20 protein-coding genes are annotated in these 22,200 nt (G+C 68.2%); 8 read left to right on the plus strand and 12 right to left on the minus strand.

The window, feature by feature from the left end; translation table 11 throughout:
- The 3 genes from EV675_RS14225 to argA all read right to left on the minus strand — a co-directional run.
- Positions 1-306 (minus strand): alcohol dehydrogenase catalytic domain-containing protein (locus EV675_RS14225; RefSeq protein ID WP_165404613.1); only part of this gene is annotated, 306 nt, incomplete at its 3' end.
- Positions 307-443: 137 nt separating this feature from the next.
- On the minus strand, positions 444-1,412 hold the full coding sequence (locus EV675_RS14230; protein WP_130358024.1) for a Bug family tripartite tricarboxylate transporter substrate binding protein: 969 nt from the start codon (positions 1,410-1,412) through the stop codon (positions 444-446).
- A 145-nt stretch (positions 1,413-1,557) separates the two neighbouring features.
- Positions 1,558-2,910, minus strand: a complete 1,353-nt coding sequence (argA, locus tag EV675_RS14235) for an amino-acid N-acetyltransferase (RefSeq protein ID WP_130358025.1) — start codon at positions 2,908-2,910, stop codon at positions 1,558-1,560.
- On the opposite strand from argA, the gene hrpA reads away from it, so the two are divergent.
- Positions 2,895-6,797, plus strand: a complete 3,903-nt coding sequence (gene hrpA, locus EV675_RS14240; protein WP_242621447.1) for an ATP-dependent RNA helicase HrpA — start codon at positions 2,895-2,897, stop codon at positions 6,795-6,797. The genes argA and hrpA overlap by 16 nt on opposite strands.
- 42 nt (positions 6,798-6,839) lie before the next feature.
- Here the strand turns inward: hrpA and EV675_RS14245 are convergent, their stop codons facing one another.
- Positions 6,840-7,220, minus strand: coding sequence for a thioredoxin family protein (locus EV675_RS14245; protein ID WP_130358027.1), 381 nt, complete (start codon positions 7,218-7,220; stop codon positions 6,840-6,842).
- 83 nt (positions 7,221-7,303) lie between these two features.
- On the opposite strand from EV675_RS14245, the gene EV675_RS14250 reads away from it, so the two are divergent.
- Together EV675_RS14250 and EV675_RS14255 are read left to right on the plus strand one after the other, a co-directional pair.
- Entirely contained in the window at positions 7,304-8,083 is a 780-nt protein-coding gene (locus tag EV675_RS14250; protein ID WP_130358028.1) for an EI24 domain-containing protein, read from the plus strand.
- Positions 8,080-8,892, plus strand: coding sequence for a competence/damage-inducible protein A (locus EV675_RS14255; RefSeq protein ID WP_130358029.1), 813 nt, complete (start codon positions 8,080-8,082; stop codon positions 8,890-8,892). Before EV675_RS14250 ends, EV675_RS14255 begins: the two co-directional genes overlap by 4 nt.
- A 223-nt stretch (positions 8,893-9,115) precedes the next feature.
- Here the strand turns inward: EV675_RS14255 and EV675_RS14260 are convergent, their stop codons facing one another.
- A complete protein-coding gene (locus EV675_RS14260) occupies positions 9,116-9,682 on the minus strand; it encodes a phasin family protein (protein ID WP_130358030.1) in 567 nt (188 codons plus the stop codon).
- Positions 9,683-9,981: 299 nt separating this feature from the next.
- Here EV675_RS14260 and EV675_RS14265 point away from each other — a divergent pair, with 299 nt between their 5' ends.
- The 3 genes from EV675_RS14265 to pbpG all read left to right on the plus strand — a co-directional run bounded on the left by EV675_RS14265 (position 9,982) and on the right by pbpG (position 13,187).
- A complete protein-coding gene (locus EV675_RS14265; RefSeq protein WP_242621448.1) occupies positions 9,982-10,845 on the plus strand; it encodes a DMT family transporter in 864 nt (287 codons plus the stop codon).
- 105 nt (positions 10,846-10,950) lie between these two features.
- Entirely contained in the window at positions 10,951-11,946 is a 996-nt protein-coding gene (locus tag EV675_RS14270) for a tripartite tricarboxylate transporter substrate binding protein BugD (protein ID WP_130358031.1), read from the plus strand.
- Between the two features lie 194 nt (positions 11,947-12,140).
- Positions 12,141-13,187, plus strand: coding sequence for a D-alanyl-D-alanine endopeptidase (pbpG, locus tag EV675_RS14275; protein WP_130358032.1), 1,047 nt, complete (start codon positions 12,141-12,143; stop codon positions 13,185-13,187).
- Positions 13,188-13,250: 63 nt separating this feature from the next.
- Here pbpG and EV675_RS14280 read toward each other — a convergent pair whose 3' ends face one another.
- Positions 13,251-14,162 (minus strand): LysR family transcriptional regulator, encoded by a 912-nt coding sequence (locus EV675_RS14280; RefSeq protein ID WP_130358033.1) that lies wholly within the window; start codon positions 14,160-14,162, stop codon positions 13,251-13,253.
- 195 nt (positions 14,163-14,357) lie between these two features.
- Here EV675_RS14280 and EV675_RS14285 point away from each other — a divergent pair, with 195 nt between their 5' ends.
- Positions 14,358-15,098, plus strand: coding sequence for an SDR family oxidoreductase (locus EV675_RS14285; protein ID WP_130358034.1), 741 nt, complete (start codon positions 14,358-14,360; stop codon positions 15,096-15,098).
- A 30-nt stretch (positions 15,099-15,128) separates the two neighbouring features.
- Here the strand turns inward: EV675_RS14285 and EV675_RS14290 are convergent, their stop codons facing one another.
- The 6 genes from EV675_RS14290 to EV675_RS14315 form a co-directional block, all read right to left on the minus strand.
- Positions 15,129-15,956: an IclR family transcriptional regulator gene (locus EV675_RS14290; RefSeq protein WP_130358035.1), complete on the minus strand. Its 828-nt coding sequence runs from the start codon at positions 15,954-15,956 to the stop codon at positions 15,129-15,131.
- Between the two features lie 198 nt (positions 15,957-16,154).
- Positions 16,155-17,198 (minus strand): quinone-dependent dihydroorotate dehydrogenase, encoded by a 1,044-nt coding sequence (locus tag EV675_RS14295; RefSeq protein WP_130358036.1) that lies wholly within the window; start codon positions 17,196-17,198, stop codon positions 16,155-16,157.
- A gap of 14 nt (positions 17,199-17,212) precedes the next feature.
- Complete coding sequence (locus tag EV675_RS14300) at positions 17,213-18,040, minus strand: arginyltransferase (protein ID WP_130358037.1); 828 nt, start codon at positions 18,038-18,040, stop codon at positions 17,213-17,215.
- A gap of 7 nt (positions 18,041-18,047) precedes the next feature.
- Entirely contained in the window at positions 18,048-18,803 is a 756-nt protein-coding gene (gene aat / locus EV675_RS14305) for a leucyl/phenylalanyl-tRNA--protein transferase (protein ID WP_130358038.1), read from the minus strand.
- Positions 18,804-18,820: 17 nt separating this feature from the next.
- The gene (locus tag EV675_RS14310) at positions 18,821-19,438 is read right to left on the minus strand and encodes an NUDIX hydrolase (protein ID WP_130358039.1); all 618 of its coding nucleotides are present in this window, start codon (positions 19,436-19,438) and stop codon (positions 18,821-18,823) included.
- Positions 19,439-19,500: 62 nt separating this feature from the next.
- Positions 19,501-20,448, minus strand: coding sequence for a LysR family transcriptional regulator (locus EV675_RS14315; RefSeq protein ID WP_130358040.1), 948 nt, complete (start codon positions 20,446-20,448; stop codon positions 19,501-19,503).
- Between the two features lie 84 nt (positions 20,449-20,532).
- On the opposite strand from EV675_RS14315, the gene EV675_RS14320 reads away from it, so the two are divergent.
- Positions 20,533-22,167 carry an FAD-dependent monooxygenase gene (locus EV675_RS14320; RefSeq protein WP_130358041.1) on the plus strand — a complete coding sequence of 545 codons (1,635 nt, stop codon included), beginning with the start codon at positions 20,533-20,535 and terminating at the stop codon, positions 22,165-22,167.
- The last annotated feature ends 33 nt before the right edge of the window (positions 22,168-22,200 follow it).

Genomic DNA, 22,200 nt, shown 5'->3' on the forward strand with positions numbered 1-22,200 from the left:
CTTGCGCGACAGGCAGAACTTGCACTGGCGGCACTCGGGCGTGTAGAGGGGGATGACGTGGTCGCCCTTCTTCAGGGTCGAGACGCCCGGGCCGGCATCGACCACGATGCCGGCGCCCTCGTGGCCGAGGATGGCGGGGAACAGGCCCTCGGGGTCGGCGCCCGACAGGGTGTAGTAGTCGGTGTGGCAGATGCCGGTGGCCTTGACTTCGATCAGCACTTCGCCGGCGCGCGGACCTTCCAGGTCCACTTCTTCGATGGTCAGGGGCGCGCCTGCCTTCCAGGCGATCGCGGCTTTGGTCTTCATGGGCTGCTCCTTTAGCGGCGTATGCGGCGGCAATATAGCCGCGCGTGCGTGGGCAGCGGGCGTCTCGCCCGGAGGATGGCCGCCGTCCGCCGCAAATTGGCCGAAATGGATCTCTCGGCCGTTTGCGGACGCTTCGGTCAGTCGGCGCGGATGCCGAGTTCGCCGATGATCCGGCCCAGCCGTCGGTGGTCGGCCGCGACCAGTTCCTTGAGGCGGGAGGGAGGGCCGCCCACCGGTTCGGCCGCGAAGTGCTTCAGCGTCTCGATCACGTCCGGCATGCGCAGGATCTCGTTCAGGTGGCGGTTGAGCAGCGCCACCACATGGTCGGGGGTGCCCCTGGGCGCGAAGAACCCGTGCCAGGCGCCCACCGCGACCTCGGGGTAGCCGGACTCGGCGATCGTCGGCACCTGGGGCAGGAACGACGAGCGGGCCGGATCGGTGACGGCGAGGGCGGTGACCTTGCCCGCCTGCAGGTACTGCGCGACGGTGCCCAGGGTGACGTAGCCCAGCGGCACATGGCCGCCTATTATCTGGGCCGCCACGTTGGCGCGGTAAGGCACGTGCTGGATGCCGATGCCGGCGGCGCGGTTCAGCCATTCGCCGGCGATGTGCATGGGGGATCCCGGGCCGGGCGTGCCGAAGGACAGTTGCCGTCCGCCGCGCGCGGCGTCCACCGCGTCGGCCAGGGTCTTGAAGCCGGTGGCGGGGTTGGCCACCAGGATCAACGGGCAGATCGACGTCTGGACGATGGGGGCGAAGTCGTTCAGCACGTCGTAGGTCAGGGCCTCGGGCTTCATGACCAGAGGCGCGGTGGCCACGGTGTTGGGCGCGAACAGCAGGGTATGGCCGTCCGGCGCGGCCTGGCTGACGTGGCGGCTGCCTATGGTGCCGGCCGCGCCCGGGCGGTTCAGGACCACCACCGGCTGCTTGAGGCGGGCCGACAGCTTGGCCGCGTAAAGACGCGCCATGGCGTCCGTGTCGCCGGTCGGGGCGTAGGCCACCACCAGGGTGATGGCCCGCGAGGGATAGCTTTCCTGCGCGCCGGCGGCCCAGGCCGCCGCCATGGCTAGCGCCGCCGCGCCGAATTGCCTGCGATGCACGTTCATGCTTGCTCCTTGGCTTTGCGGACGCCGGTGGGCGGGCGCGAGGGTCGTTTCAGCCTAAGGTAATGCGGAGCAAGAAATATGTAAATACATTAAATATCAGAGTTTGTTCTGATATGAGTTCAATATAAATACATGTAAATGCATTTTATAGCCGCTTGATGAACACCTGGCTGTTGCGGCTGCGGTCGTAGTGCGCCTGCTTGTCCTTGGGCAGGTCGGCCACGCTGCCCTGGGCGAAGCCGCGCTTGATGAACCAGTGCGCGGTGCGCGTGGTCAGCACGAACAGCCGCGTGATGCCCGCCGCCCGGGCGCGGCTTTCGATGTGGCGCAGGAGCTTGTCGCCTTCGCCCGTGCCCTGCCACTGCGGGTTGACGGTCAGCGCGGCCATCTCGGCCATCTTTTCCTCGGGGTAGGTGTAGAGCGCCGCACAGCCGTAGATGACGCCGTCGTGTTCGCTGACCGAGAATTTCTCGACGTCGCGCTCGATGCTGCCGCGGCCGCGGCGCACCAGCGTGCCGTCCACTTCCAGCGGCTCGATCAGGTGCAGGATCGCGCCGACGTCGTCGATGGTGGCCGGGCGCAGGTCGTCCAGCGTGTCTTCCACGACCATGGTGCCCACGCCGTCGTGGGTGAAGACCTCCAGCAGCACGCCGCCGTCCAGGTCAAAGGGCACGAGATGCGCGCGCGCCACGCCCAGCTTGACCGCGCGCGAGGCGTGCTTGAGCACCACGGCCGTGCCCGCGTCCACGTCGCCCTGGGAGATCAGGGCATCGGCGTCTTCGCGCGCCAGCTCGGTGTCGACGTTGCCCTCCTTGTCCTGGATGGCGGGGGCGTCGGTCAGGAAGATCAGCTTTTCGGCGCGCAGGGCCACGGCCACGGCGGTGCCGACGTCTTCCATGGAAAGGTTGAAGGCCTCGCCGGTGGGCGAGAAGCCCAGCGGCGACAGCAGCGTGATGGATCCCTGGCCCAGCGCCAGGTTCAGGGCCTCGGCGTCGACCTTGCGCACCTGGCCGGTATGGCGGTAATCGACGCCGTCGATGACGCCGACCGGCCGGGCGGTGATGAAATTGCCCGAGATGACCCGGATGTGGGAATGGGACATGGGCGTGTTGGGCAGGCCCTGGCTGAACGCCGCCTCGATGTCCAGGCGGATTTCGCCGGCCGCTTCCTTGGCGCATTCCAGCGCGGCGGCGTCGGTCATCTGCAGGCCACGGCCGAACTGGAAGGGGATGCCCTTGAGCCGGAGCTGCTCGTTGACCTGGGGGCGCGAGCCGTGGACCAGCACCAGGCGTATGCCCAGGGCGCTGAGCAGCGAGAGGTCCTGGATAAGGACGTTCAGGGCGCCGGCCTGGACGAGTTCGCCGCCGAAAGCCACCACGAAGATCTTGCCGCGGAAGGCGTGGACATAGGGCGCCACCTCGCGGAACCATTGCACGAACCGGGCGTGCAGGTCGGAGGGGGCAGGATCGGGGTCGGGAGGTTGTGCGGCTGCGTTCATCCCAAAATTATAATGATGGGTTAACCCAAGTTCTTCTCATGGTCGCACAATCCAGCAAGAATGTGCCTTTGGCACGACGGCGCAACCCGGTTCCGCCCATTACCTACCCCGAAGACCTGCCCGTCAGCGGCCGGCGAGACGAGATCGCGCGCGCCCTGGCGGCGCACCAGGTCATCATCGTCAGCGGCGAGACCGGGTCGGGCAAGACCACCCAGTTGCCCAAGATCTGCCTGGACGCCGGACGTGGCGTGGCCGGCATGATCGGCCACACCCAGCCGCGGCGCCTGGCGGCGACCTCGGTGGCGCGCCGGATCGCCGAGGAGCTGGGCACGCCGCTGGGCGAGGTGGTGGGCTATCAGGTCCGCTTCAACGACCGCACGGCCCCCGGGGCCTCGGTCAAGCTCATGACCGACGGCATCCTGCTGGCCGAGTCGCAGCGCGACCCGTGGCTGCGCGCCTACGACACGCTCATCATCGACGAGGCGCACGAGCGCAGCCTGAACATCGATTTCCTGTTGGGCTACCTGCGCCAGCTGCTGGCGCGGCGGCCGGATTTGAAACTGATCATTACGTCGGCAACCATAGACGCGGAACGCTTCGCCCGGCATTTCAGCCTGCCCGGCCAGCCCGAGGTGCCGGTCATCAATGTCTCGGGGCGCCTGTATCCGGTGGAGGTGCGCTACCGGCCGGTGGATACCCGCGGCATGCAGGCCAGCGACGCCGACGAGCAGCCGGCCAGGAAGCCCGAGCGGACGCGCGAGAAGGAGAACCTGTCCCGCGACGAGGAACGCGACCTGATCGACGCCATCGTCGATGCCGTGGACGAGTGCGCCCGCCACGGCGCCGGCGACGTGCTGGTGTTCCTGCCCGGCGAGCGCGAGATCCGCGAGGCGGCCGAGGCCCTGCGCAAGCACCATCCGCCCGGTACCGAGGTGCTGCCGCTGTTCGCCCGGCTGTCGCAGGCCGAGCAGGAACGGGTCTTTCATCCCAAGGGCAGCGGCCGCCGCGTCGTCCTGGCCACCAACGTGGCCGAGACCTCGCTGACGGTGCCCGGCATACGGTTCGTGGTCGACACCGGGCTGGTCCGGATGAAGCGCTATTCGTGGCGCAACAAGGTCGAACAGCTGCGCATCGAGCCGGTCAGCCAGGCCTCGGCCAACCAGCGGGCAGGCCGCTGCGGCCGTATCGGGCCGGGCGTGTGCATCCGGCTGTACGAAGACACCGACTACGCCGCGCGCCAGCCGTTTACCGACCCGGAGATCCTGCGCTCGTCGCTGGCCAGCGTCATCCTGCGCATGAAGTCGCTGAAGCTGGACGACATCGAGCAGTTCCCCTTCGTCGAGGCGCCGCCGGGGCGGGCCGTGGCCGACGGCTACCACCTGCTGCAGGAACTGGGCGCGATCGACGAGGACAACGCACTGACGCCCGTGGGGCGGGAACTGGCGCGGCTGCCCGTGGACCCTCGCATCGGCCGCATGATCCTGGCGGCGCGCGACCAGTCCTGCCTGAGCGAGGTGCTGATCATCGCGGCCGCGCTGTCGGTGCAGGACCCGCGCGACCGGCCCATGGACGCGCAGGAGGCGGCCGACCAGGCCCATGCCAAGTTCGCCGACGAGCGGTCGGAGTTCATGGCCTTCCTGAAGCTGTGGAAGTGGTTCAACGAGGCGGTCGAGCACAAGCAGTCGCAGCGCAAGCTGGTGGAGAACCTGCGCCAGAACTTCCTGTCGCCGGTGCGCATGCGCGAATGGCGCGACGTGCATTCGCAACTGGCCGCGGTCGTGGGCGAGCATGGCTGGCGCCTGAACCAGACCGAGGCCACGCTGGAACAGATCCATCTGGCGCTGCTTTCCGGGCTGCTGGGCAACATCGGCTACAAGTCCGACGAGGAAGCCCAGTACCTGGGCGCGCGCGGCATACGCTTCTTCATCCATCCGGGTTCCCGGCTGGCGAAGAAGGCGGGGCGATGGGTCGTGGCGGCCGAACTGGTCGAGACCTCGCGCCTGTTCGCGCGCTGCATCGCGCGCATCGACCCGACGTGGATCGAACGCGTGGGCGGCCACCTGCTGCGCAAGAACTGGTCCGATCCGCGCTGGGAGAAAAAGGAAGGCCGCGTGGTCGCCAACGAGCGGGCGACGTTGTACGGGCTGACCGTCTACGCCGGCCGCCGGATCGACTATGGACGCATCGATGCCCGTCAGGCGCGCGAGCTGTTCATACGCGAGGCGCTGGTCACCGGCGAACTCGACAGCCGGCTGCCCTTCATCGCGCACAACCGCAAATTGGTGGCCGAGATCGAGAAGCTCGAGCACAAGTCGCGCCGGCCCGACATCCTGGTCGATGAGGACTTGATCTTCGCGTTCTACGATCGGCAGGTGCCGACCGACGTGAACCGGGTCGTGACGCTGGAGAAGTGGTACCAGGAAGAAGCGCGCAAGTCGGGCGACAAGCTGCTGTTCCTGTCGCGCGACGAGCTGATGCGACACGAGGCCGCGGGCGTCACGACCGAGGTGTTTCCCAAGAAGCTGTCGCTGCACGGGATCGACATGGCGCTCGACTACCACTTCGAGCCCGGTTCGCCGCGCGACGGGGTGACGCTGTCGGTGCCGCTGTTCGCGCTGAACCAGCTCGATCCGGCGCGCTGCGAGTGGCTGGTGCCGGGCATGCTGAAGGAGAAGGTCCATCTGCTGCTGAAGTCGCTGCCGCAGAAGCTGCGCCGGCACTGCGTGCCGCTGCCCGAGTACGCGGCGGGCTTCTACGACCGGTGGTTCGAGCAGGCGCAGAAGCCGGACCGCGGGCTGGTCGAGGCGCTGATCGCCGACGTGCGCGAGCGGACCACGGTGCAACTGGCGCCGTCGGACTTCAAGCAGGAGACGCTGCCTGCGCACCTGTCCATGAACTTCCGCGTGGTGGACGAGTACGGCCGCATGCTGGACATGAGCCGCAACCTGTCGCACCTGAAGGCGCAACTGGGGCGCGAGGCGCAGGCCACGTTCCAGCAGGTGGCCGCGCGCGACAAGGAAGTGGCGCAGGCGCTGGCGCACGAGAACCTGACGGATTGGACCTTCGGGCCCTTGCCGGAGCTGATGGAGATCAAGCGCGGCGGCCTGTCGGTGATCGGCTATCCCGCGCTGGTCGATCGCGGCGCGCACTGCGACCTGGACGTGTTCGACGATCCGGACGAGGCCGCGCGCCATCACCGCGCGGGGCTGCTGCGGCTGTTCCGGCTGCAGTTGAAGGAACAGGTCAAGTTCCTGGAGAAGAACCTGACCGGCATGACGCAGATGAGCATGCTCTACATGCCCCTGGGCACGCAGGAGGAACTGCGCGACCAGATCGTTGACGCGGCGCTGGCGCAGGCCTGCCTGGCCGATCCGTGGCCCTCGGACGCGGCATCGTTCGCCCAGCGGCGCACGGAAGGCAAGGGCAGGGTGGGACTGCTGGCGCAGGAAATCGCGCGCCTGGTGGCTGCGGTGCTGACGGAATGGGCCGCGGCGCAGCGCAAGCTGCCGCAGGCCAAGCCGCATGCCGCGGCCCATGCGGACATCGAGCAGCAGATGCGCGGGCTGATGGGAAAGTGGTTCGTGCGCGAGACGCCGTTCTCGCAGTTGTCGCATTTTCCGCGGTATTTCAAGGCGGTCCAGGCGCGGATCGACAAGCTGCGCGCGGATCCGGCGCGCGATGCGCGCCTGCTGGCGGACCTGAATCAGCTGCTGGTGCCCTACCAGCGGGCCCGGGCGGCGCGCAAGGGGGTGCCGGATGGGAAGCTGGACGAGTTCCGGTGGATGTTGGAGGAACTGCGGGTGGCCTTGTTCGCGCAGGAGTTGCGCACGCCCATGCCGGTTTCGGTCAAGCGGCTGCAGAAGAGCTGGGAGGCGTTGAACCGCTAGGGTTCTTCAGACGGCCGTGTCCGGGCGTTCCTGCAGGAGGGATCAGGTCAGGCTGCGTCGCAGCTCCGGCGCCCCCGGCAGGTTGGGCGGGGGGCTGTCGGTCTGCAGGCTTTCGAGCAGGCGTTCCAGGTGGCCGATGTGCGGCAGCATGGGGCCGTAGAACAGGGTCTGGTTGCCGTTCTGGATCAGGAGGGTGGGGAAGTCCTCGATGTCCTGGTCGTCGAGGAGGTCGGGATGTTCCTCGACGTCCACCCACAGGAAGACGTGGTCTTCGAAGCGGCTGGACAGGTCTTCGAACTTGGGCAGGTATTCGCGGCAGGTGCCGCACCATGCCGCGCACAGGCAGGCCACCAGGATGGTCTGCGGATCGTCGAGGCGCCGCGAGAGATCGCTGGCGCCGGTGTCGGGAAGATGGACGGCCATGATGCGAGGAAGTAGGGAGTTGTAGCCATTATGCCTGTGCCATGCGTCATACTTGCAACCGTGGCTGAATTCCCGGAGCTCCGATGACTTCTTCTCCTGTCGAACGCGGTGACGCCAGCGCCGGCCTGCAAGGCGTGGGACTGGCCTTCGGGCGCGCGGTGGTGTCCCAGTTCCGCGGCCCCATGCTGCTGGCGCTGCTGCTGCCGTTCCTGGTCGCCCTGGTGGGCGCCGTGGTGTTGATCTGGCTGTTCTGGACGCCGCTGACCGAGTGGCTGCAAGGAACCCTGTTCTCGCTGCCGCTGATGGGGCAGATCGACGGCATGCTGGTGGCGATCGGCATCGCGTCGCTGAAGCTGTGGCTGATTCCCGTCGTGGCGACGCTGATCCTGTTGCCGCTGTCGGGCATATTGGGGCTGGTCGTGGCGGCGGTGCTGATCATGCCGCTGGTGCTGCGCAACCTGGAACAGAACGACTATCCGGGTCTGCAGCGGCGCGGCCGCAACGCCACGGTGGCCAGCGTCTGGAACGCGGTGTGGGTGACCACGCTGTTCGTGCTGGGGTGGCTGTTGACCATGCCGCTGTGGCTGCTGCCGCCGCTGGCGGTGCTGTTGCCGATCGCGTGGTGGGCCTTCGCCTTCACCCGCATGCTGCGGCTCGACGCCATGATCGAGCATGCTTCGCCGGAAGAACGGCGCATCCTGATGGCACGGCACAATCGCGGCTTCTGGGGGCTGGGGCTGATCTGCTCGCTGCTCAACCTGCTGCCGCCGGCCTGGTTCCTGCTGCCGGTGTTTTCCGCGCTCCTGTTCTCGCACTTCGCACTCGAGGCGCTGCGCCGCTTGCGCAGCGAAACCACGCCATGAACGACACTGCCGTTTCCCATCGCCGTATCGGCCTGATCATCATCGGCGACGAGATCCTCTCGGGCCGTCGCCAGGACAAGCATTTTTCCAAGATCGTGGAGCTGCTGGGCGCGCGCGGCCTGCGGCTGTCGTGGGCGCAGTTCCTGGGCGATGATCGCGAGGAGCTGGTCGCCGCGCTGCGGCGCAGCTTCGCGAGCGGCGACGTGGTGTTCTCGTGCGGCGGCATAGGCGCGACGCCCGACGACCACACGCGCCAGGCGGCCGCGGCCGCGCTGGACCTGCCGCTGGCGCTGCACGACGAGGCCCGCGAGCTGATCACGCAGCGCTGCGCGGAAACCGCCGCGCAGGGGTCTGGCACGGCCGACATGACGGCGCCGGACAACCTGCGGCGCCTGCAGATGGGCGAGTTTCCGGTGGGCAGCGAGATCGTGCCCAATCCATACAACAAGATCCCGGGGTTCTTCATCCGCGACCATACCTTCGTGCCGGGTTTCCCGGTGATGGCGTGGCCGATGATCGAATGGACGCTGGACCACCGCTACGCGGGGCTGCACCACGCGGTGCCGCACGTGGAGCACTCGTTCATGGTGTTCGAACTGGCCGAGTCCAGCATCGCCCCCGTGATGGAAGCCATCGAGCGGCGCTGGCCGGGCGTGAAGGTGTTCAGCCTGCCCAGCATGGGCGAGGGCAAGCGGCGCCACATCGAACTGGGCGTCAAGGGCGACCCCGACAGCGCGGCACAGGCCCTGGCCATGCTGCGCGACGAAGCCCGCCGCCTGGGCGGCGTCTTCGCCGCCGCATCAACCTAAAAAACAAAAAAGCGGAGAACGAACACCGTTCTTCGCTTTTTTACCCAGGGCACAGCGGATCCGGCTCCGCCGGTCCGCCAGTGCCGCCCCCTACGGGGCCCGGTGCCGGGCCGCCCCAAGGCGGGCCCCGGCCCCCCAGGGGGGCTGCCGCGTAGCGGCTGGGGGCTCACCATGCCGGGCGCGCGAAGCGCGTAGGGGGTGGTCCTCCCTGAGACTGCAGTCTTTAGACTGCAGTCTTTCGAGCGCGAGTCGTCTTGCCGGTTTCGGCGGCGGCCTTGAACGTCGCGTTGGCGGCGGCGCTCAGGTTGGACTCGGCCAGCTCGGCAGCCTGCTTGGCGGCCTTGTTCACCGATTCGTAGGCCGAGGTGGCGGTGGCCAGCGAGGACTTCAGCAGGGCCAGGGCGCTTTCCGAGCCGGCCGGGGCGTTCTTGGCCAGTTGCTCGACCACGTCCGACAGCTGGCGCTGTTGTTCGGCGATCTGGGCTTCGCCCAGGCGGGTGAATTCGTTCTGCACGCCGGAGACGATGTCGTACACGTGCTTGCTGTAGGCCAGCGCCTTTTCGGCGTTGGGCTGGGCCAGCGCGGAGACGAACGCCAGCGCTTCCTGGCCGTCCTTCAGCGCGAAGGCTTCCTGGGCCTTCAGCGAGGCCTCTTCGAACGTGGCTTTGGTCACCTTGAGGTGCAGGTCGACCAGCTTCTCGAAGCCGGCGAAGGCGGTGTTCTGCGCGGCGAGCAGGGCGTCGAAGGCGGCTTTTTGGGTGGCCAGGGCGCGTTCGGGGGTGGCAAACATAGGGGGCTCCTTGAGGACTGTCTACACGAGGCGACCGGGAAACAAGGGGAGTACGCCCCAAAAAGCCCGATCCTGGTGCACGCACCGTATCGCGGTAAGCGTCTTTGCTGCAATGCACAAAACGTATTTTAAGGACGTATGGTCGAAAGTCAAGCTGCTCCGGCCGCGAATGTGTTGCGTTGCGCCACATTTTTTTGGTGCGATGCGCGATGCAGGGGCCCTTCGCGCGCCCCTGCATGGTGCGAGGCGTGGCACGGCGGCTACACTTCCCGACTGATCCGATCCGAAAGGCCGCCGTCGTGGGTTCCCCGCTGCCATCACGCCTGATTTCCCCATTCTTCGTCCTGATCTGGAGCACCGGCTTCGTCGTCGCCCGCTACGGCCTGCCCTACGCCGAACCCCTGACTTTTCTTTCGATGCGCTTCGCCGGCGTGCTGGCGGTACTGGCGCCGTTCAGCATCGGCGCCGGCATCGCCTGGCCGAGCCGGCGCCAGGGTATCCACATGGCGGTGGCCGGGGTGCTGCTGCAGGCCGGCTACCTGGGGGGCGTCTGGATCGCCATCCACCTGGGCATGGGGGCGGGCCTGGCGGCGCTGGTGGTGGGGCTGCAGCCACTGCTGACCGCAGTGGCCGGCCGCTGGATGGGCGAGCCGCCCTCCGCGCGGCAGTGGGCCGGGCTGGTCCTGGGATTCGTGGGCGTGGCCCTGGTGGTGGGCAACCGCATCGGCACGCTGGGCCTGACGTGGCAGGCCCTGGCCTTCGCGGTGGCGGCGCTGCTCTCCATCACTGCCGGTACGGTCTATCAGCGGCGCTTCTGTCCCGGGGTGGACCTGCGGGCCGGGCTGCTGTTGCAGTTCGGCGCCTCGCTGGCCGTGGTGCTGCCGGCGGCCTGGTGGTTCGAGACCATGGCGGTGCAGTGGACCTGGGCGCTGGCGGGCGCCTGGGCGTGGTCGGTCTTCGCGCTGTCGATAGGCGCCATCTGCCTGTTGTTCCTGTTGATCCGGCGCGGCGCGGCCACGCGCGTGGCGAGCCTGATGTATCTCACCCCGGCGGTGACGGCGCTGATGGCCTGGGCCGCCTTCGACGAACCGCTGACGGCGACCATGGTGGCCGGCATGGCGCTGTCGGCCTTCGCGGTGGCCTGGGCTCAGGGGAAACGATAGGCGAAACCGTCACGGCTTCGTGGTTTCCATCCCTTAAACTCGTCTCACCGCCGCGGGAATTGTCGGCTCGCGGCGCACCTATTCAACGAGGCAGGAGATAAAAGAATGGCTATCCACAAGAAAGCTGTGTCCGTGGCGATCGGGGCCGCGGCCCTGGCCAGCGCGGCCGTCCTCGCACCTACGCAGGCGATGGCGCAGGGCTATCCCACCCGCCCGGTCACGATGATCGTGCCGTTCGCCGCCGGCGGTCCCACCGACGTGGTGGCGCGTTCGCTGGCCGAGGCCATGCGCAAGTCGCTGGGCCAGACCGTGGTGGTCGAGAACGTCGGCGGGGCCGGTGGCACCATCGGCACCGCCCGCGTGGCCAAGGCGCCGAACGACGGCTATACGGTGCTGCTGATGCACATCGGCTTCTCGACCGCGCCCGCGCTGTACCGCAAGCTGAGCTACGACCAGGCCCATGACTTCCAGCCGGTCGGGCTGACCGTCGACGTGCCCATGACCCTGATCGCGCGCGAGAACTTCCCGGCCGCCAACATCAAGGAATTCCTGACCTACGTGAAGGCGAACGCCGGCAAGCTGTCGATGGCCAACGCCGGCATCGGCTCGGCGTCGCATCTGTGCGGCCTGATGTTCATGAGCACGATAGGCTCGGAGTTCCAGACCATTCCCTACAAGGGAACCGCGCCGGCCATGAACGACCTGCTGGGCAAGCAGGTGGACTTCATGTGCGACCAGACCACCAACACCACCGGGCAGATCAAGGCCGGCAAGGTCAAGGCCTACGCGGTCACCAGCAAGACCCGCGTGCCCAGCCTGCCGGACCTGCCGACGCTGGACGAGTCGGGCCTGAAGGACTTCTCGGTGGGCATCTGGCACGGCCTGTGGGCGCCCAAGGGCACCTCGCCCGAGATCGTCGCCAAGCTCCAGGCCTCGCTGCAGGCCGGTTTGGACGATCCCGCGTTCAAGCAGCGCATGACCGAACTGGGCGCCATCGTGCTGAACGACAAGGCCACGCCGGCGGCGCTCGACACGCTGGTCAAGTCCGAAACCGCCAAGTGGGGCGCGGTCATCAAGAAGGCCGGCGTCTACGCCGACTGACCCCGCCATTCGCGACTGCGGGGGCGGCTGTCCCAGGGGACGCCGCCCCCATTTCATGGTGTTTTTTGTAATTTTTGCCGTGGTATTTAAATAACGACTTAAAAAGTGCGCGCTAAGTCGTTCATTTAATGGAGATTTTTGGCTCGAAATCTGATATGCTGCGGCGCCTGGGCTGAGTCGTTACCGGAGGAAACATGGCGCGCATCAGAAAGAGGATTCTGTCGGTTTCATTGATGTGCGCGCTAACCGCCGGGCTGGTCCTGCCCGCCGCTGCTCCCGTCGCCTACGCGGCCACCACGACCAAGAGCGCCAAGGCCAAGCCGGCCAAGAAGGCCACGGCCGCCAAGGCCAAGCCCACCAAGTCCGCCAAGGCTGCCAAGACCGCCTCCGCCAAGAAGCGCGCCGCCAAGGCGGCACCCAGGAAGGCCGTCGCCGCCGCCAGCATCCGCCATGCTTCCTATGCGCCCTCCGCCGCGCTCGAGGACGCCGACGGCAATCTGTCGCTGCGTTCCAGCGTGGCTTTCGTGCAGGACCTGAATTCCTCCGACGTCCTGTTCGCCAAGAACGAGGGCGCGGTCGCTCCCATCGCCTCCATCACCAAGCTGATGACCGCGCTGGTCGTGGTCGATGCCGGCCTGCCGCTGGACGAGATGATCGAGATCACGACCGACGACATCGACACGCACAAGTTCACGCATTCCCGCCTGTCGGTGGGTACGCGCCTGTCGCGGGCCGACATGCTGCACCTGGCGCTGATGTCTTCCGAGAACCGCGCCGCCAACGCGCTGGGCCGCAACTATCCCGGGGGCCTGCCGGCGTTCGTGCAGGCCATGAACGCGAAGGCCGTGGCGCTGGGCATGCAGGATACCCATTACGTCGAGCCCACCGGCCTGTCGAGCGAGAACGTCTCCAGCGCCCGCGACCTGGTGCGCCTGATGCGCGAAGGTTCGCAGCGTCCGCTGATCCGCCAGTACACGACCGATACCGAGTACTCCGTCGAGGTCGCCGGCCGGCACCAGACCTTCCGCAACACCAACCGCCTGGTGGCGCGTTCCGACTGGAACATCATCGTGTCCAAGACCGGTTTCATCAACGAAGCCGGGCGCTGCCTGGTCATGCTGGCCAACATCGGCGGCCGCGACATGGCCATCGTGCTGCTCGATTCGGTCGGTTCGCTCACGCGCACGGCCGATGCCCAGCGCATCCGCCAGTGGGTCCAGCGAGAGATCGGCGCGTTGTAGGCCGCCGTTTCTCCAAGCCCCGACAACGCCGCGCTTGCGCGGCGTTTGTTTTTTCGCGCGCCTTCAGGGTGCGGCGGGCGCGAACCTGTCCTCATACAGGGCGCGCAGCCAGTCGATGAATACCCGCACGCGCGGGGACAACTGGCGGTGCGACGGGTAGAGCACCGACAGCGGCAGGTCCGGGCTGGGCCATTCGGCCAGGACCTCCACCAGCCGTCCGTCCCGCAGTTCGTCCAGGACATGGAAGCGCGGCAACTGGATCAGGCCGCAGCCGCGCAGCGCGCAGGTCACGTAGTTCTCGGCATCGTTCACCGACATCCAGCCTCCCAGCGCATAGCTGCGGACCTGGCCGTCGATCACCAGTTCCAGCGGGTAGTCGGCCGTGCCCTGGCTGGCGAAGAATCGCACGGCCTGATGCCCCGCCAGATCGTCCGGATGGCGCGGCGTGCCGAAGCGGGCCAGGTAGGCGGGGCTGGCGCAGACGACCTGGGGCATGACGGCCAGCGGCCGGGCGACCAGGGACGAATCGCGCGGGCGGCCCGCGCGTATCACGCAATCGACGCCTTCGCGGACCAGGTCGACCAGCCGGTCGCCGCTGCTGACGACGAGGTCGATGCCCGGATAGCGATCGCGGAACCCGTCTATGCTGGGCAGGACGATGCGGGTCGCGTGCGTGCCGTGCATGTCCACGCGCAGGACGCCGCGCGGATTCGACGCCACATGCCGCAGCGAGGACTCGGCCTCGTCCAGCTCGCTCAGCACGTGCACGCAGCGCTCATAGAAGGCCTGGCCATCCAGTGTCGGACGGACATGGCGCGTGGTGCGTTCGAGCAGGCGCGTCGCCAGCCTGGCTTCCAGCTCCTTGATGGCGTGGGTGGCGGTGGCCCGGGGAATGTCGAGCGCCATCGCGGCCCGGCTGAAGCTGCCCAGTTCCACGATGCGGGTGAACAGTTGGAGCGATTCGAAGCGGTCCACGGGGATTGTTGTCTGTCATTGAATTGATATGCCAATTTAGCAGGGTTTATCTCAATTCAATAAACAAGAAGAATGCTCGCCATACTTTCTTCTTTTTCATCGCCGGGCCGCCCCAAGATGAAAGCGCCCCCTTGGGGGGGGGCAGCGCCGCCGCGAAGCGGCAAGCGTGGGGGCATTTTCATATCAGGAAAACTCATGAGTACGGACATCACGAAAACCGCCATCGTCACCGGAGGTTCGCGAGGCATCGGCCACGCCATTGCCCGCAGGCTGGCGGCCGATGGCTACGCGGTGGTCGTCAACTACGCGGGCAATGCCGCCAAGGCGCAGGAAACCGTGGCCGCGATCCAGGCCGCCGGCGGCCGGGCGCTGGCGGTCCAGGGGGACGTGGGGCGCGAAGAGGACGTGGCCGCGCTGTTCGCCAGCGCCCGGCAGGCCTATGGCCGGATCGACGTCGTGGTCAACAGCGCGGGCGTCATGCCGATGGCGCCGATCGCTCCGGCCAGCCTGGCCGATTTCGACAGGGTGATCGCCACGAACCTGCGCGGCGCCTTCCTGGTGCTGGCACAGGCCGCCGCGCACGTGGGCGAGGGCGGGCGCATCATCGCGCTTTCCACCAGCGTCATCGCCCGCGCCTTCCCGTCCTACGGCCCCTACATCGCCTCCAAGGCGGGGGTCGAGGGGCTGGTGCGGGTGCTGGCGAACGAACTGCGCGGGCGAAGCGTCACGGTCAACGCGGTGGCGCCGGGACCGGTCGGCACCGAGCTGTTCTTCAATGGCAAGACGGCCGAGCAGATCGACCAGATCGCGCGGCTGGCGCCGCTGGAGCGCCTGGGCACGCCGGAGGAGATCGCCGCCGCGGTGTCCTTTCTCGCGGGCCCGGATGGCGGCTGGGTGAATGGGCAGGTGTTGCGGGCCAACGGCGGCTTTGCCTGAGGCGGGCCGGCGCCGCGCCAGCCCCTCCGGTCAGGCGGCCGATACCGCGTGCGACGGCTCGTAGCCCAGGGCGTCGGAGATCTGGCCCGCGGTGTCCACCAGGGCATCGATCCAGCCGTCCTGCATGCGGTCCGCCGGCGCCGAGATCGACAGGCCGGCAATCAGCTTGCCCGTGTCGTCATGGACGCCGGCCGCGATGCAGCGCACGCCCATTTCCAGTTCCTCGTTGTCGCGGGCATAGCCCTTGGCGCGTACCTGGTCCAGTTCGCGTTCGAGCTTGGCCAGGTCGGTCAGGCTGTTGGCGGTATGGCCGTGCAAGCCGGTGCGCAGCGCATAGGCGCGTATCAATCGGGCATCGTCGGCCGACAGGAACAGCTTGCCGGTGGAGGTCAGGTGCAGCGGGGCGCGGCCGCCGATGGCGCGCACCACCTGCATGCCCGAGCGTTCGCTGTAGGCACGGTCGATGTAGACGATCTCGTCGCCCTGGCGCACCGAAAGGTTGACGGTCTGGCCGGTCAGGCGATGCAGCATGCGCATGGGCGTGATGGCGGCGTCGCGCACGTTCAGCCGGCCCTTGACCAGGTGGCCCAGTTCCAGCAGCCGCATGCCCAGGCTGTACATGCCGCTGTCGACGCGGTCGACGTAGCGGCCGGCGACCAGGTCGTTCAGGATGCGGTGGGCCGTGGACGGGTGCAGGCCGGTGGCCTGGGCCAGCTCCTTCAGGCTGACAGGATCGGGATGTTCGGCCAGGGCGTCGAGCAGGTGCATGGTGCGTTCCAGCACCTGGATGGCGATCTGCGGCGCGGGTGCCGCGGACGGGGCGATCATGGCCGCGTCGGGGGTCGTGACTCTTGGCATTGTCGTGGTGAGTCTCTACGCGATGAAGCTAGTTTATCCCATATGGTGAAATTTCATAGTTCCATTACACCGCAGATGGGTGGCCTTTCTGCATTGCAGCAGGCCATTTCTTATAGGTTCAGTATAACGCCAATGCAATGAATTTCCGCGACGCAACATCCCCCGTTGTCATACAAGGCACACGGGGATAACCCGAGGCTAGCGTCGAGCCCGCGAAACGGCCGCCAGGCAGTCCCCGACCAGCGCCGGCCCGCGATAGATGAGACCGGTGTAGAGCTGGACCGCGTCCGCGCCCGCCGCGAGCTTCTCGGCCGCGTGGCGGCCTTCCAGGATGCCGCCCACGCCGATGATGGCCAGCGCGCCGCCGGCCTGGCGCCGCAGGCGTTCGACCACCCGCAGCGACATTTCCCGTACCGGCGTGCCGGACAGGCCGCCGGCTTCGCCCGCATGGGGCAGGCCCTGGACGGCATCGCGGGACAGCGTGGTATTGGTGGCGATGACGCCGTCGATGCCATGGCGGGGCAGCAGGTCGGCGATGGCGTCGATCTGGCCTTCGTCCAGGTCCGGCGCGATCTTGACCGCCAGCGGCACGCGGCGGCCGTGCCGGGCCGCCAGGGTGTCCCGGGCCTGGTCGAGCTGGCGCAGCAGGCCGGACAGCTCGTCGGCGCCTTGCAGGCTGCGCAGGTTCTGGGTGTTGGGCGACGAGATGTTGATGGCGACGTAGTCGGCATGCGGATACACCGCCTCGAGCCCGGCCAGATAGTCGTCGGCCGCCTTGTCGATGGGCGTGTCGGCGTTCTTGCCTATGTTCAGTCCCAGGATGCCGCCGCGCGCGCGATAGCCGCTGCGCTGGACGTTGGCCAGGAACACGGCCAGTCCGTCGTTGTTGAAGCCCATGCGGTTGATCAGCGCCTCGGCGCGCGGCAGGCGGAACAGGCGGGGCAGCGGGTTGCCGGGCTGGGGCCGGGGCGTGACCGTGCCGATTTCCATGAAGCCGAAGCCCAGGCTGCCCAGTGCGTCGATATGCCCGCCGTTCTTGTCCAGGCCGGCGGCCAGGCCGACCGCGTTGGGCAGCGTCAGGCCCATGACGGTGACGGGGCGGTCCGGCACGCGGGCGGGACGCGTCCATCCCATGTCGTACACGCGTTGCAGCGTGGACAGGGTCAGGGCATGGGCGGTTTCGGGTTCCAGGGCGAACAGGGCTGGACGCAGCAGCGGATAGGCTTGAAAAAACGCGGACATCAGGCGGATGGGGGTCAGGAGGTGGAGGACGGCGCATCGTCGGGATGGCCGTGGCGGGTGGAGGCGTGCAGGCGGCTGGTATCGATGACGGCCGGCGCGGCGGGCTGGGCGGCCGGCGGGCCGGCGTACTCGCGCCATTCGCCGTTGACCAGCATTTCCAGCGGCCGGAAGTTCACCTTGTAGGCCATCTTCGGGCTTTGTTCTATCCAGTATCCCAGATAGAGATGAGGCAGCTCCAGCAGTCGGCATTGCTCGAGCTGCCAGAGTATGTTCCAGGTGCCCAGGCTGCCCTTCATGTCGGGATCGAAGAAGGTATAGACCGACGACAGGCCGTCGGACAGCACGTCCATGATGGACACCATGCGCAGGCACCCCTGCCGGTCGCGGAATTCGACCAGGCGGGTGTTGACGCGGCTCTGGAGCAGGAACTGGGCGTACTGCTCGCGGCTGTCCTGGTCCATGCCGCCGCCGCGGTGGCGGGTCGACTGGTAGCGCTGGTAGAGCGCGTAGTGTTCGGACGAATAGGCCAGTTCGGCCACGAAGACCTGCAGGTCGGCATGGCGCTTCCAGGTGCGGGCCTGGGTGCGGTTGGGCAGGAAGCGGTCCACCGGCACCCGCACCGGCACGCAGGCGCGGCAGCCGTCGCAGTGGGGCCGGTAGGTGAACACGCCGCTGCGGCGAAATCCCATGCGCACCAGCTCGGAATAGACGTCGGCGTTGATCAGGTGGCTGGGCGTGGCCACCTGCGAGCGCGCCATCCGGTCGCCCAGATAGCTGCACGGGTAGGGGGCGGTCGCGTAGAACTGCAGCGCGGCGAAGGGGAGTTCTCGAAGATGCGTCATGCGCGGTTCAGCCGGGATCGGCCGCAGCGTGGGGTGCGTCCAGATCGACGATCTCGCCGTCGTGGCGCAGCCTGCCCGACCGCCACGGAAGCTCGGGCATCCGGGTGAATTTTACAATCAGCTGCTGGAATTGCGCGCGGGCAATCGTCGTGCCCCCCAGCGAGGCCAGATGGCGCGTGTCCTGCTGGCAGTCGATCATCTCCACGCCGTGGCGGCGCAGGAAGCGTACCAGGTAGGCCAGGGCGATCTTGGAACCGTCGGCCACCCGGGTGAACATCGATTCCCCGTAGAACATCCGGCCCAGGCTGACGCCGTACAGGCCGCCCATCAGTTCGCCGTCGATCCAGGTTTCCACCGAATGCACCTGGCCGTGCCGGTGCCAGAGCCGATAGGCCCGCTGCATGGGCAGGGTGATCCAGGTGGCGGGGCGCTCGTCGCTGCGCGGCGCCGCGCAGGCGCGCATGACGTCGTCGAACGCCGTGTCCACCCTGACCTCGATGGCGGGGTCGCGTTCGACCTGCCGCAGTTTCTTGCGCAGCGAGTGCGAAGGCGAGAAGCGGTCGGTGAACAGCACCATGCGCGGGTCCGGGCTCCACCACAGGATGGGTTCGCCCGGCAGGTACCACGGGAAGGCGCCGTGCGCGTACGCGGCGCGCAGCCGTTCGACGGACAGGTCGGCGCCCACGGCCAGCAGGCCCGGGGGATCCTCGAGCGCGTCGTCGAGCGGCGGGAAGGGCGTGTCCGGCTCCAGCAGGGCCGGCATGCGTGGACGCGGGGGGCTCAAGGGGCGGGCGTGGAGACCGCGGGAACCGGTTCGGGGCCGCGCAGCAGGGTGTCGCTGTGGATCTGGAACACGCCGCGCTCCCGGTCGGCGAAGAACAGCCTGAGCGCGGTCGAGACCGAGCGGAAGGCCAGGTCGTCCCACGGGATCTCGTCCTCGTCGAACAGGCGGGCTTCCAGGCTTTCGGGGCCCGGCTCGAATTCGACGTCGGTCAGGCGCGCGAGATAGAAGATGTGGACCTGGTCCACGTGGGGAATGTCCAGCACCGCGAACAGCGGCCCCATCTCGATACGGGCGCCGGCTTCTTCCTGGGTCTCGCGGGCGGCGCCCTGGGCGGTGGTCTCGCCCAGCTCCATGAAGCCGGCGGGCAGGGTCCAGTAGCCATGGCGCGGCTCGATCGCCCGGCGGCACAGCAGCACCTGTTTTTCCCAGACGGGAATGGTCCCCAGGACCATGCGCGGATTCTGGTAGTGGATCGCGCCGCAGTGGTCGCACAGATCGCGTTCGCGGTTGTCGTCGTCGGGGATGCGGCGGGTCAGCAGGTTGCCGCATTGGGAGCAGTAGCGCTGGGAGCGCGGAGCCGGGAAGTACGTGAGGGCGCGTGCGGAAGCGGTCATGGCTGGTCCAGGGGGCGGAGGCGGCGCTGCGCCCCGGCGGTTGCGGAGATCCGGGAGGTCCGTCAAGTATACGAGAGGTCGCCGGGCGAGGCGGGCTGGCGTTCGCAGCCCACCGCATAGACCACCGAGCGGAAGAACTGGTTCGCCGGGTCCCCGGCCACGCGCGAGTGCCAGTACTGGTGCACGTCGATGGACGGGATGCGCAGCGGCAGCCGGACTTTCTTGATGGGCGCGATGGGCCGGAACAGGTGGTAGACCTCGTCGGGAATGATGGCGATCAGGTCGCTGGCCGCCACGATGAAGGGAATCGCGGCCACGTGCTCGGTGGTCAGCCGCACCTGGCTCTGCACGCCGTGCCTGCGCAACTGGTCGTTGATCCATGCGAAGGTGATGGGCACGGACGGGGACTGGACCTGCGGCGTGCGCCCGAATTCGCGCAGGGTCATGGTGTCGCCGATGCGGGGGTGGTCGCGGCGGGCGACGCAGACGTAGGCGCGGCGGTAGAGATGCTGGCGCAGCAGGGCGTCGTGCGGGCGCGAGACATGGCCGGCGACGACGTCCAGTTCGCCCGATTCCAGCGCCGCGGCCATGGTGTCGGGCGATACCTGCGTGGGAGCGAGGCGGGCAAGGGGGGCAACCTCGGCCAGGCGCTTCATCAGCTTGGGCACCAGCACGATGGCGCCGATCTCGTTGACGCCGATGCGGAATTCCCGGTCCGTCACGGCGGGATCGAAGCGGGCCAGCCCGGCGATCTCGGTTTCCACGATGCGCAGCACCCGCGCGGCAGGTTCGGCCAGCCGCTGGGCGAAGGGCGTGGGGGCCATGCGGTTGCCCACGCGGACGAACAGCGGATCGGCGAAGCGCTTGCGCATGCGGTCGAGGTGGTAGCTCAGCGCCGACTGGGTCAGGCCCAGCCGCCGGGCGGCGCGGGTGACGGTGCCGTCCTCGATCAGCGCCAGCACTGCCCGCAGGTCGGCGATCTGGGGATCCTGGTTATCTGGATTATTCATAACCTATATCAAGGTAATGATCTTTCCAGAGCTTCGCCGAATGCCTAAGCTGCTGTCAATTCAAGAACACAGGAAGGAGACGGCATGGCGGGCGAGACGCTGCTGGAAACCGACGTGCTGGTGATCGGAGCGGGTCCCGTGGGACTGGCGCTGGCCATCGAGCTGGGCATGCAGGGAAGGCGCTGCCTGGTGGTGGAGCAGCACGACCGGGTGGGACTCGCGCCCCGCGCCAAGACCACCAACGTGCGTTCGCGCGAACTGATGCGGCGCTGGGGCGTGGCCGGCGAATTGGCACGGGTCGCCCCCTTCGGCGTCGACTATCCGTCCAACGTGGTGTTCGCGACCCGGCTGGCCGGCCGCGAACTGGCGCGGTTCGCCAATGCGTTCTATTGCTCGCCGCTGCGCGACGAGCGTTTTCCCGAGCACGCGCAGTGGGTGCCCCAATACAAGGTCGAGGAAGTGCTGCGCGACCATGCCGAGCGCCTGCCCGGCGTGCAGGTGCGCTTCTCGACCCGGCTCGAGGATTTTTCGCAGTCGGACCGGGGCGTCGAGGCGGTGCTGGCGGGCCCGGACGGACCGCTGCGCGTGCGGGCCGCCTACATGGCTGGCGCGGACGGCGCCCGCAGCACCGTGCGCGCGCGGCTGGACATCCGGATGGAGGGCGTGTCGCCGCTTTCCCATCACCGCAACATCATCTTCCACGCGCCGGGTCTGGCCGGCATGCACGGGCTGGGGCCGGCCGTCATGTACTGGCTGGTCAATCCGGAAGCGCCGGCGGTCGTCGCGCCGCTGGACGGCAACGACATGTGGACCTTCGGCTACGCCCGCCGCGACGGCGAGGAGCCGGCCATCGAGGGCTTGATGCGCGCCGCGCTGGGCCTGGACATCCCGATCGATATCCGTCATCGAGACGAATGGACCGCGCATCGCCTGATCGCCACGCGCTACCGCGAGGGCAGGGTGTTCCTGGCCGGCGATGCCTGCCACCTGCACCCACCTTTCGGCGGCCACGGCATGAACATGGGCATCGGCGACGCCGTCGACCTGGGCTGGAAGTTGGCCGCGGCGCTGGATGGCTGGGGCGGCCCGGCGCTGCTGGACAGCTACGAGGCGGAGCGCCGCCAGGTGCATCGCCGGGTGGTGGACGAGGCCGTGCACAACCTGTCGCACAGCTCCGGCAGCTTGTGGCGCGAGGGCCTGGAGGCCGACGGGCCGGCTGGGGATGCCGCGCGGCGGGAGGCGGAGCAGGCCATCCTCGTTTCCAAGCGCCAGGAGTTCGATTCGCTGGGCGTGGTGCTGGGCAGCCGCTACGAGCGGTCTCCGGTGCTGGCTCACGAGCCGGACGGGGCGGACGAGCCGTGGGATTCGACGCGCTATGTGCAGACCGCGCGCCCGGGATGCCGCGCGCCGCATGCGTGGCTGGCGCCGGGCAGGGAGCGCGGGGCGTCGTTGTTCGACCATTTCGCCTTCCGCGGGATGACGCTGCTCGCTACCCGCCCGGCCGCGCAGGACGCGGCGCGGGCGCTGGCCGCCCAGGCGGCGGGCGCGGGCATCCCGCTGACGGTGGTCGCCCCGCCCGCCGAAGGCTTGCGCGAGCTGTACGGCGCCGACCTGGCCCTGATCCGGCCGGACCAGTACGTCGCATGGCGGGGCGACGATCCACAGGAAGGCTCGGCGGCGCTGGAGCTCGCGGCGGGACGCATCGCAGTCCACGCTTGAGCGCCGGCCCGGCGCCATTACACAAGAAACCAC

Origin of the sequence: Pigmentiphaga kullae (genome assembly GCF_004216695.1) — a bacterium.
Lineage (GTDB): Bacteria > Pseudomonadota > Gammaproteobacteria > Burkholderiales > Burkholderiaceae_B > Pigmentiphaga > Pigmentiphaga kullae.

What these genes read in the sequence shown, in the direction of transcription:
- EV675_RS14230 (WP_130358024.1), bottom strand. Translation starts at nt 1,412, where the DNA reads ATGAACGTGCATCGCAGGCAATTCGGCGCGGCGGCGCTAGCCATGGCG.
- argA (WP_130358025.1), bottom strand. Translation starts at nt 2,910, where the DNA reads ATGAACGCAGCCGCACAACCTCCCGACCCCGATCCTGCCCCCTCCGAC.
- EV675_RS14245 (WP_130358027.1), bottom strand. Translation starts at nt 7,220, where the DNA reads ATGGCCGTCCATCTTCCCGACACCGGCGCCAGCGATCTCTCGCGGCGC.
- EV675_RS14250 (WP_130358028.1), top strand. Translation starts at nt 7,304, where the DNA reads ATGACTTCTTCTCCTGTCGAACGCGGTGACGCCAGCGCCGGCCTGCAA.
- EV675_RS14255 (WP_130358029.1), top strand. Translation starts at nt 8,080, where the DNA reads ATGAACGACACTGCCGTTTCCCATCGCCGTATCGGCCTGATCATCATC.
- EV675_RS14260 (WP_130358030.1), bottom strand. Translation starts at nt 9,682, where the DNA reads ATGTTTGCCACCCCCGAACGCGCCCTGGCCACCCAAAAAGCCGCCTTC.
- EV675_RS14270 (WP_130358031.1), top strand. Translation starts at nt 10,951, where the DNA reads ATGGCTATCCACAAGAAAGCTGTGTCCGTGGCGATCGGGGCCGCGGCC.
- pbpG (WP_130358032.1), top strand. Translation starts at nt 12,141, where the DNA reads ATGGCGCGCATCAGAAAGAGGATTCTGTCGGTTTCATTGATGTGCGCG.
- EV675_RS14285 (WP_130358034.1), top strand. Translation starts at nt 14,358, where the DNA reads ATGAGTACGGACATCACGAAAACCGCCATCGTCACCGGAGGTTCGCGA.
- EV675_RS14290 (WP_130358035.1), bottom strand. Translation starts at nt 15,956, where the DNA reads ATGCCAAGAGTCACGACCCCCGACGCGGCCATGATCGCCCCGTCCGCG.
- EV675_RS14295 (WP_130358036.1), bottom strand. Translation starts at nt 17,198, where the DNA reads ATGTCCGCGTTTTTTCAAGCCTATCCGCTGCTGCGTCCAGCCCTGTTC.
- EV675_RS14300 (WP_130358037.1), bottom strand. Translation starts at nt 18,040, where the DNA reads ATGACGCATCTTCGAGAACTCCCCTTCGCCGCGCTGCAGTTCTACGCG.
- aat (WP_130358038.1), bottom strand. Translation starts at nt 18,803, where the DNA reads ATGCCGGCCCTGCTGGAGCCGGACACGCCCTTCCCGCCGCTCGACGAC.
- EV675_RS14310 (WP_130358039.1), bottom strand. Translation starts at nt 19,438, where the DNA reads ATGACCGCTTCCGCACGCGCCCTCACGTACTTCCCGGCTCCGCGCTCC.
- EV675_RS14315 (WP_130358040.1), bottom strand. Translation starts at nt 20,448, where the DNA reads ATGAATAATCCAGATAACCAGGATCCCCAGATCGCCGACCTGCGGGCA.
- EV675_RS14320 (WP_130358041.1), top strand. Translation starts at nt 20,533, where the DNA reads ATGGCGGGCGAGACGCTGCTGGAAACCGACGTGCTGGTGATCGGAGCG.